The following is a 3,471-nucleotide window of genomic DNA, read 5'->3' as shown; positions in this document are numbered from 1 at the left end:
AAGTACGACTCAACAACGACTTATGGCTGAAATGGCAACTTGGCTCCTTTATTTACTTCGATTCCGACCGCTGGGGCGGCTGGGGTACTGCCGACTCATACGTCGCGCTCAACAGCTACAAAAACCTTGGCACCGTCAAAATGGGTTACATCAGTACGCCCATGAACAGCATTTATCTGAACCCGTTCGACACCAACAGCTCGATTTTGGAATTCGGCAAAATTTCCCGCTTCGGCCAACGCCGCGTTTCCATGGCTTATGAGTCTCCTTGGAAAAACGGTTTCCAATTCAAATTCAACGTTTCCCCAGGTTCCAATGCAGCACGTAACAACAACGACTGGAGTCCGGATAAAAAACGTGACGGCGACTGGGTCTTCGGCTGGGGTGTAGACTACTACCACCCAAGCAACGGCTTTAAAGCCCACTACGCTGCCGAATACGCACCCAACGACTCTCCAACCGAAACCAAAGACTTCCAAGCCCATGCATTCATGGCCGGATACAGCAAAGACAAAATCTCCGTCGATGCCGCGTTCCAATACGCCAAAAACACTTGCGACGGCTTCAGCTGCTGGGGCGTATGGAAAGATGCGGCAGGCAACGTAGCCGGTTCTTACGACAAAGAAATCAACAATACCAAAGAATTTATGGTGTCCGGCTCATACAAAGTAGGCAATTTCAAACCTCAAATCGGCTTTGCCTACGGTAAAAGCTCTGTCGGCGAAGACTACAAACACGTCGCCGTCAGCACCGATTACAGCTTCTCCAAACGGACGACCGCCACACTCGGCGCCGGCTGGTTGAAAGAAAACGTCAATCCGAAATACGAAGAAGATTTGCCGAAAAAATCTTCTTACGCAGTGGGCATGGTATTCAAACACCGCTATTAATGCCTGACAGATTAAAGGCCGTCTGAAACAATTTGTTCAGACGGCCTTTTCTACATCCTATAAATAAACTTGCAGCCCACCCTAAAAATCATTACATTGCCCACACTCAAGCAACAAAAACGTCATCATGAACGCCCACCGCACCCTCATCATCTCCGTTTTTATCGTCGCCAGTTGCGGCCTTGCTTACGAGCTCATCATCGCCGCGCTCGCAAGCTATCTTTTGGGCGATAGTATTTTGCAGTTTTCCTCCGTCATCGGGCTTTATCTGTTTTCAATGGGCATAGGTGCGCACCTGACCCAATACATCAAAGATAAAGACGTATTGCACCGCTTTATCGAAATCGAACTTTTGGTCGGCATCATCGGCGGCATTTCTGCGCTGGCATTATTTGTGGCCTTCGGTTTATCCGCCGCACCGTTCCGTACCCTGCTCTATGCCTTCGTGCTGATTGTCGGCGCGGTTGTCGGCATGGAAATCCCGTTGGTTATGCGCGTGTTAAACCAAAAAGGCGCGGAGTTTAAAGAACTCGTTTCCAAAGTCCTGACCTTCGACTACTTGGGCGCACTCGCCGTCTCCTTATTATTTCCGCTCCTGCTCGCTCCCAAACTCGGCATGGCGCGTTCCGCCTTATTGTTCGGCATCCTCAACGCCGCCGTCGCCTATCTGACCGCGCGCGTGTTTAAAGCCGAACTGCCACGCTACCGCGCCATCCACCTGCGTGCGCTGATTGTCTTGTCCATCCTCGCCATCACCTTCGCCTACGCAGACCGCATTTCCTTCAAAGCCGAACAAAGCTATTTCGGCGATCCCGTCGTTTATCAAAGCCACTCGCCCTACCAAAGGCTGGTTGTTACCCGCTGGAAAGACGACACCCGCCTCTATATCAACGGCAACCTGCAATTCTCCTCACGCGATGAAGCCCGTTACCACGAAGCACTCGTTCTGCCTGCCATGCAGATGGTGCCGAATACCGAACGCGTCCTGATTCTCGGTGGCGGCGACGGATTAGCGGCACGCGAAGTCTTGAAATATCCGCAAGTTAAAAATGTCACTTTGGTCGATCTCGACCCCGACATGACCGCTACTTTTAAAACCTCCGCCACCTTGAGCGCGCTCAACCAAGGCTCGCTATCCCACCCCAAAATGCACATCGTCAACGACGATGCCGCCAAATGGCTGGAAGGGTCGTCTGAAAAATTCGACGTTATCATCATCGACCTGCCCGACCCGTCCAATTTCTCGCTGGGCAAACTCTACTCCGTCCCCATGTACCGCCTCGTCGCCCGCCATCTTGAGCCGCAGGGCAAGATTGTTGTGCAATCCACTTCGCCTTATTTCGCACCCAATGCCTACTGGTCGGTCGTTGCCACCCTCGAAGCGGCCAAGTTGAACACCGCGCCCTATCATGTCTACGTCCCTTCCTTTGGAGAATGGGGATTTGTGTTGGCAGGGTTTGACCAAAACTTCCCCATTCCGCAAAAATTCGACGTACCCACCCGCTATCTCAATGCCCAGACCGTTGCCGAAATGTTCCGTTTTCCGCCCGATATGGCAAGGCGCAAGGTGGAAGCAAATTATTTGAACAACCAAATTCTCGTCAGTTATTTTGAAAGCGATTGGAACAATGTGATGCGATAGAATATCTAAAGGCCGTCTGAAACATCATTCTTCTTTTTATCTCCGTTCAGACAGCCTCAACGCCCGTTTACGCTTTTTCACACAGTATTTGCTTGAAAAAATAAGGTTTATCTTTATCTAGATAGAAGACAATCGACACTATCCGTTGAATGAAGGAACAAACACTTATGCAGTATTTTGGAATCGGTTTTTTGGTTTTAATCTTTTTGGAAATCATGTCTATCGTCTGGGTTGCCGACTGGCTTGGCGGCGGTTGGACGCTGTTTGTGATGGCTCTCAGCTTTATCAGCGGTATCTTTATGCTGCGCCATACCGGCATCTCCGGCCTTTTACTCGCTGGCGCAGCCGTCCGCAGCGGACAAAATATTTCCCTCTATCAAATGCTGTGGCCGATTCGCTATACTGCCGCCGCGGTTTTCCTGCTCAGCCCCGGCTTTATTTCAACCGCCGTCGCCCTGCTCTTGCTGATTCCGTTTAAAGGCAACGCGGCCGTTTCTTCTACTCAGTCTTTCCAAAGCCGCCAGACTTACAGCTCCGCCAAAGAGGATGAAGACATTATTGAAGGCGAATACACGGTTACGCGCACCAGCAAAGCCGACAAACCGCAAGACTATATCGAACACAAACCCGATTGACGACTTCCTTCATAAAAGGCCGTCTGAAATAGGAATACCTCAAAAGTGTTTCATATTTCAGACGGCCTTAGTCATTTCCTGGCTTTGAAAATGTAAATATCGGTTTGTAATTCGGTTATTCCGCATAAATCATTTAAAATAAGCAGTTATTTTGATTCTAAAAACGACACGGTATCCAATGAACGTTCAACGTCTTTTCCCTCTCTCCCTCAGCTTGATTACCGCCGCTGTTTTATCGGCGTGCGCCACCCAAAACACACCGACTGCTTCGAAAACCGAAACCGTCGTTCAGCCTAAATCCACT

General features: G+C 50.0%; 3 protein-coding genes. All 3 read left to right on the top strand.

Going from position 1 to position 3,471, the window contains the following annotated elements:
* Positions 1-890: porin (locus tag ACTHUE_RS13310; RefSeq protein WP_440403028.1), on the top strand; the 890-nt coding region annotated here is incomplete at its 5' end.
* 124 nt (positions 891-1,014) lie between these two features.
* Positions 1,015-2,532 (top strand): polyamine aminopropyltransferase, encoded by a 1,518-nt coding sequence (locus ACTHUE_RS13305; protein WP_440423690.1) that lies wholly within the window; start codon positions 1,015-1,017, stop codon positions 2,530-2,532.
* Positions 2,533-2,699: 167 nt separating this feature from the next.
* Positions 2,700-3,167, top strand: coding sequence for an FxsA family protein (locus ACTHUE_RS13300; protein ID WP_440392677.1), 468 nt, complete (start codon positions 2,700-2,702; stop codon positions 3,165-3,167).
* Positions 3,168-3,471 lie beyond the last annotated feature (304 nt).

The sequence above is a fragment of the Neisseria sp. P0021.S005 genome, assembly GCF_051956955.1.
Note: the sequence above shows the minus strand (reverse complement) of the source record. Positions and strands in the feature narration are given on the sequence as shown.